Consider the following 6,715-nt stretch of genomic DNA (forward strand, 5'->3'; position numbering starts at 1 on the left):
GTATTCAAAAAATGTTGCAAAAAAATTCAAATTTCGGAAAAAAATTCTATATTTCAGCAAAAAAGGGGAGAAATTTTTTCTCCACCGCTTCATTAATGTGAATGTGCCTCATGTTCGTCCGTTTCTTCCTGAGTTGATGTATCATCACCATCTCCAATTTGTATCGTCGTTTGAGGCATTGTATGTAATTTTCTAACATCTGTATGGGCAATAATTGTATATGTGCCATCCTCAACAAATTGATATTTAATCCCATATGTACCTTTTTTGCCTAATTCTGCTTCGATTTCCTCTGAAGCTTCTCCACGTTTAATTTCAAAAGTTACTTTCGCGTCATCAACTAACTCATCTCCGTAATAAACAGTAGCTGAAATAGGTACAGTTTCACCTTTGTTAGCTTTCTCAGTAACTTTAATTTCAACTTTCGGTTCCTTTAATTCTCCATCCTCTTCAACTTGATGATTGCTATGGTCTTCTGCTTGACCACATCCACTAATAAGCAAAGCAAGGATAAAGACAAACAACCATTGAATATATTGCTTCATTTCATTTTACCTCCATTCATATACTCCATTAATTATAATATGTTTCTAAAATAGATGCTTCCGTCTCTTTCCTTCTTCATCATTTTTTCACATATTTATTCTTTTGCCACGTTATACTACAAGAGTTATATGCTTTTGGATTTACGATCCTTATCAAAAAAATCGAAATAAAGGCCTGATGGATTTATCATCAGGCCTTTACCAATTTTAGAGAGATTAAATTAGAGAAAATTATCGCAACGCTTGTTGTTTTAAAGTTTCTGCCTTATCTGTTCTTTCCCAAGGAAGATCGAGATCAAGACGACCAAAATGACCGTATGCAGCTGTTTGCTTATAAATAGGACGTCTTAAATCAAGCATTTTAATAATACCTGCTGGGCGTAAATCAAAGTTACTACGCACCACTTCAACTAATACGTCTTCAGATACTTTCCCCGTTCCAAATGTATCAATTGAAATTGATACAGGCTGAGCAACTCCGATTGCATATGCTAATTGAACCTCACATTTTCCAGCTAAACCAGACGCGACAATGTTTTTCGCAACATATCTAGCAGCATAAGCAGCTGAACGGTCAACCTTTGTTGCATCTTTACCAGAGAAAGCACCACCACCGTGACGTGCATATCCACCATACGTATCAACGATGATTTTACGTCCTGTTAAACCAGCATCTCCTTGTGGCCCACCGATAACAAAACGTCCGGTTGGATTAATAAAATACTTTGTATTTTCATCAATTAATTCAGCAGGAACTACTGGATTGATAACATATTCCTTAACATTTCGTTGAATTTGTTCCAGTGAAATTTCTGGATGATGCTGTGTTGATATAACAATTGTATCGATCCGAACTGGCTTATCATTCTCATCATATTCTACAGTTACTTGGGTTTTTCCATCTGGACGTAAATATGGAAGAATCTCCTCTTTACGAACCTCAGTTAAACGACGAGAAAGCTTGTGAGCTAATGAAATAGGTAGTGGCATTAATTCCTTTGTTTCATTACAAGCAAAACCAAACATTAATCCTTGGTCACCCGCTCCAATAGCTTCGATTTCTTCATCTGACATTTGACCTTCACGCGCCTCAAGTGCTTTGTCAACCCCAAGTGCAATATCTGCAGATTGTTCATCAATAGAAGTTAATACAGCACATGTTTCAGCATCAAAGCCATATTTTGCACGAGTATAACCAATTCCTTTAATTGTTTCTCGAACAATTTTAGGAATATCTACATAAGTACTAGTTGTAATTTCACCTGCAACTAATACTAATCCAGTCGTAACTGATGTTTCACAAGCAACACGTGCATTTGGGTCCTTTTCAATAATTGCATCAAGGATTGAATCAGAAATTTGGTCACAAATCTTATCTGGGTGTCCTTCTGTAACTGACTCAGAAGTAAAAAGACGTTTTTTAGTCATAATTTAATGCTTCCTCCTCATATATTCGGTTATCATCATTTGAGCCGGAACTCTTCCCTAAGTAAAGTAACCTAAACACCTATGATAAGGATGTTTAAATGAAACACTTTTACAAGAAATCACGTTGGGATGTTTTGTGAACAGAAATATTATGTATCTTTACCACATATTGTTCTTTAGGTAAAATTAATCTGTTAGCAAAAAAACCTTTCCCCTGTGAGGAAAGGTTTTGTATCGTTCATCGCCTTTCGCTCTTATCGATCAAGGGCTTTCGCCTTGCTCAGGTTAGCACCTTTGCATCGGAAAGTGTCAGTAACAAGTGCAAATTTCTCATTCAAAATTGTATGAGTTTGATTAAACTTGCACTGTCCTACTTTCATTGATAGCAGGTTGCTGGGTTTCATAGGGCCTGTCCCTCCACCAGCTCGGGATAAGAGAATCCGTTCAAGGTCATATCATAGCGTACTGGATCGCAAACTGTCAAGAATAAAAGTAGAATAAGAACATCTCAACATGAAATTGCTATGATTATAAAATTCATATTCCTAATGGCTTAGATTCTTTTATCTACATGTTCATCATGCCCATCAATACATGAAATTATGAGCCTTTTTATCAGCTTTTGAACATGAAAGAAAAGTTTATCTATACTAGAAAGACAAAAAAAGGATGAAAAATCATCCCCTGTATTTATTTTAGTTCGTTGAATTTAAGGCTACTAAACGGTACGTAACATTTGTCTGATTATTATGGAGTTCTAATTTTTCAACAATGGCTTCACCTGATATTTCACCATGTTTTGTTTTTCTGACCTCAATAGGAATATCAATAGGATAAATACGATACCCGTCTTTTGTTAATACAAACAAATTTTCCTCCAAGCGTTTTTCGTTTCCTTTTGTCACGATCATCGTGTTAAATTCTACGGGCATACCCATAATGAAAACCTCCTTTTAATTACATACCTATAAATAAATGATAGCATTCTTGTCTACATAGAACAAAGAACTTATTGCTTTTTCATCCATAAACATAATCGATGAAGTGTTTCACGATTAATTGAAGGGGGAAAATAGTGTGTAAATTCATCAAAATACCAAGTTTCTACCTTCTTATCTAATTCTTTCAAGCGTTTTTCTAGCCTATAGGCATGCTCGACAGAAACATTTTTATCTTTTACTCCATGAATAATTAAAACAGGGGCATTCATTTTTCCCAATTCATATAGAGGTGTTCTCCATTTATATCGTTTAGGAAACTTTGTAGGTGTGCCACCGATTACTCTTTTCATCATTCTGCGTAAGTCTTCACGCTCTATATAGGTTAATACCATATCAGAGACCCCTCCCCAGGTGACAACAGAACGAATATGTTTGGACATAATTCCTGCTATTAGCGCCATAACCCCACCACGTGAAAATCCAAAAAGGTGAATTCTCTCTTGTTGAACCATTGGGTGCTCTCTTAAAAGTTCAATTGCCGAAATCGCATCATAGCGATCATCTCCTGCAAAATCTTCGTTACCTTCACCACCTTGATTTCCACGATAAAATGGTGCCATCACGACAAAGCCCTCTGAGGCAAATTGAATAATTCGACCGACTCTGACCATGCCAACGCTTTTTATTCCACCTCGTAAATATAAAATAGCCTCAAATTTCCCCTTCCCCTTTGGAACAGCTAACAACCCTTTTACCTTTAGGTTATTTGATAAATATGTAACAACCGATAGTTCAATTCGTGGATTTGGCGACGGAAATTTTACCTTATCAATGATTTTTCCATTCATTTTATGCTCTCTCTTTCATCACGCAAATTTGTGCTATAGGCATTCACACATTTTCGTATTATTCATAAATTATGTTACATGAACTTTCATACTCTATCTTATCCTAGATTAAATCACTTCAGTTTTATTATTTGATACTTATCATAAGGAGGTCAAGAAAATGAAAAAATGGGTCGGTATGCTTTTCCTCTCGTTTATAATGATTTTCTCGCTTACTGCATGTAACCAATCGCAAACAGAAAAGGTTCGCCTTGCAGAGGTTACACATTCGATTTTTTATGCCCCATTGTATGTTGCCCTTTCTGAAGGTTTTTTTGAAGAAGAAGGTCTTGATGTTGAATTAACAACAACATGGGGAGGAGATAAAACAATGACTTCCCTCCTATCTGACGGTTCCGATATTGCCCTTGTTGGTTCGGAAACGTCGATTTATGTTGAAGCACAAGGCTCAACAGATCCCATTATTAATTTTGCCCAATTAACTGAAACAGATGGAACATTTCTTGTTAGTCGGGAAAAAATTGAAGAGTTTCAGTGGGAGCAATTAAAGGGTACTACCTTCCTTGGTCAGCGAAAGGGTGGAATGCCACAAATGGTCGGAGAGTATGTGCTAAAACAGCATAAAATCGACCCTAAATCAGATCTTGAGCTTATTCAAAATGTTGATTTCGCAAATATCCCTTCTGCATTTGCATCAGGAACAGGTGACTTCGTCCAATTATTTGAACCACAAGCAAGTATCTTTGAAAAAGAAGGAAAAGGTCATATTGTTGCTTCATTTGGTACAGAGTCAGGGAAGGTACCATACACTACCTTTATGAGCAAGGAAAGCTACTTAAAAGACAATGCGGAAACTGTAAAAAAATTTACTACAGCGATTTATAAAGCACAGCAATGGGTTCAAGAAAATAGTGCTTCAGACGTCGCAAAATCGATTGCACCACAATTTGAGGATACCGAGCTAGACATTATCGAAACTGTAATTGAACGGTATAAGGAACAAGGTTCATATGCTCAGGATCCAATTTTAGATGAAAAGGAATGGAATAATCTCCAGGATATTATGGAGGAGGCTGGTGAACTTCCTGCTCGTATTGATTATGAAACATTAGTCAATACAACATTTGCAGAGGAAGTGACAGGGAAGTAAGGAGGAACAAACATGTCGTTCTTAAATTTAAAGCATATCCATCATGTCTATTTTACAGAGGATTCAGCTACTGTGGCACTGGAAGATATCGAACTCTCCATCAACGAGGGGGAATTCGTCTCCTTCCTTGGCCCAAGTGGTTGTGGCAAAACAACATTATTATCGATAATTGCAGGGCTTATAAAACCAGTTGAAGGGACAGTTACAATCTCTGATCAACTCATTACAAAGCCCGATTCTGCAATCGGCTATATGCTTCAGCAGGATTATCTTTTTCCATGGAAGACAATTGAGGAAAACGTCACATTAGGCTTGAAAATTATTGATCAAAACACAAAAGAAAATCGAGATAACACGATAGCTTTGTTAAAGGAAATGGGTTTAGAGAATGTCGGAAACCAATATCCTAACCAGCTTTCTGGCGGAATGCGACAAAGAGCAGCATTAGTACGTACTTTAGCGACAAACCCAAAAATCCTTCTTCTCGATGAACCCTTTTCTGCATTGGATTATCAAACAAAGCTAAAGCTTGAAGATTTGGTCGTGGAAACTCTAAAGGAATATAAAAAAACAGCGATACTTGTCACACACGATATTGGTGAAGCCATTGCAATGAGTGATCGTGTCATAGTCTTTTCTGCTAGACCAGGTCGTATAAATCGAACATATCTCATCCCAAAAGAGCTAAGGGAATTAACGCCATTTCACGCTAGACAGCATCCGTTATTTTCAACACTTTTCCAGCAAATATGGAAGGAGTTGGACCAAATTGAAGCAAAATGAAATGATTGACCTTCTCCATAATCGATATAAACAACGCTTAGCTAATGAAAAAAAATGGGTACGATTTTATCAGATTCTCATTTTTTTATGTTTTTTCGGACTTTGGGAATTAGCTGGTCAAAGGGCTTGGATAGATCCTCTTCTTTTCAGTACACCATCAAAAATTTTCAATTTATTCATTACAAAATGGAATGACGGTTCTCTCCTCCCCAATATTGGTGTAACACTTTTTGAAACAGTATTAGGATTTATCCTTGGTACATTACTCGGTGCAGCACTTGCAGCCCTGTTATGGTGGTCTACGAGACTGTCGAAGATTCTAGATCCATATTTAGTCATTCTTAATGCAATGCCAAAGGTTGCACTAGGGCCGATTTTGATTGTTGCATTAGGACCAGGATTTGTCTCTATCATAGCAATGGGAACAATCATTTCCGTTATTATTACAACGATTGTTGTTTATACATCCTTTAAGGAAGTTGATGCAAACTATATAAAAGTCCTGCAAACATTTGACGCCTCTCGATTCCAAATCTTTCGTGAAGCAATTTTACCTGCCTCCTTCCCAACCATTGTATCAACACTTAAAGTAAACGTTGGACTTTCCTGGGTAGGCGTCATTGTCGGAGAATTTCTCGTCTCCGCTAAAGGGTTAGGATATATGATTATATATGGTTTCCAAGTATTTAATTTTACCCTTGTACTATTAAGCCTACTAATTATTGCGTTTTTCGCGACTCTTATGTACCAAGGAGTCGAGTTGCTAGAAAAACGGGTTATAAAATCGGAAAAAAGAGGCTAGCATCTGATCCCTCGGCTATATTGAGGGACTTGATGAAAGCCTCTTTTTTTACGTTCCTGACACATTTGTCAGAAATCGCTGTTTTATTCTTTCTAAACTTTTTAATAACACTCCATCCTTCATAATAAAACTAAATTGTCGATTCTTTTGTACATTATGTGGTATCTCTTCTAACAAAATAGGACCATAAGTTTCTAAATAATCTTCCTGTGTGATAA

Annotated in this window: 7 protein-coding genes and 1 riboswitch; of the genes, 3 read left to right on the forward strand and 4 right to left on the reverse strand. The window is 36.7% G+C overall.

Features of this window, described 5'->3' with window-relative positions; translation table 11 throughout:
* Window positions 1-92 precede the first annotated feature (92 nt).
* The 4 genes from HU235_RS07140 to HU235_RS07155 form a co-directional block, all read right to left on the reverse strand.
* Window positions 93-545, reverse strand: a complete 453-nt coding sequence (locus tag HU235_RS07140; RefSeq protein ID WP_145581749.1) for a FixH family protein — start codon at window positions 543-545, stop codon at window positions 93-95.
* A gap of 231 nt (window positions 546-776) precedes the next feature.
* Complete coding sequence (metK, locus tag HU235_RS07145) at window positions 777-1,976, reverse strand: methionine adenosyltransferase (protein ID WP_217451420.1); 1,200 nt, start codon at window positions 1,974-1,976, stop codon at window positions 777-779.
* A 248-nt stretch (window positions 1,977-2,224) separates the two neighbouring features.
* Window positions 2,225-2,410: riboswitch (SAM riboswitch) on the reverse strand.
* Between the two features lie 258 nt (window positions 2,411-2,668).
* Window positions 2,669-2,911, reverse strand: coding sequence for a DUF2584 domain-containing protein (locus tag HU235_RS07150; protein ID WP_095301714.1), 243 nt, complete (start codon window positions 2,909-2,911; stop codon window positions 2,669-2,671).
* 71 nt (window positions 2,912-2,982) lie between these two features.
* Entirely contained in the window at window positions 2,983-3,762 is a 780-nt protein-coding gene (locus HU235_RS07155; protein WP_174879762.1) for an alpha/beta hydrolase family protein, read from the reverse strand.
* A 160-nt stretch (window positions 3,763-3,922) separates the two neighbouring features.
* Between HU235_RS07155 and HU235_RS07160 the strand changes: the two genes are divergently transcribed.
* The 3 genes from HU235_RS07160 to HU235_RS07170 are packed head-to-tail and all read left to right on the forward strand — an operon-like array spanning window position 3,923 to window position 6,497.
* On the forward strand, window positions 3,923-4,912 hold the full coding sequence (locus HU235_RS07160) for an ABC transporter substrate-binding protein (protein WP_174879763.1): 990 nt from the start codon (window positions 3,923-3,925) through the stop codon (window positions 4,910-4,912).
* A 12-nt stretch (window positions 4,913-4,924) separates the two neighbouring features.
* Window positions 4,925-5,695 (forward strand): ABC transporter ATP-binding protein, encoded by a 771-nt coding sequence (locus HU235_RS07165; RefSeq protein ID WP_174879764.1) that lies wholly within the window; start codon window positions 4,925-4,927, stop codon window positions 5,693-5,695.
* A gap of 1 nt (window position 5,696) precedes the next feature.
* Complete coding sequence (locus HU235_RS07170) at window positions 5,697-6,497, forward strand: ABC transporter permease (protein WP_095301720.1); 801 nt, start codon at window positions 5,697-5,699, stop codon at window positions 6,495-6,497.
* Window positions 6,498-6,715 lie beyond the last annotated feature (218 nt).

The organism is Metabacillus niabensis, from assembly GCF_902829255.1.
Taxonomy (GTDB): Bacteria; Bacillota; Bacilli; order Bacillales; family Bacillaceae; genus Metabacillus; species Metabacillus niabensis.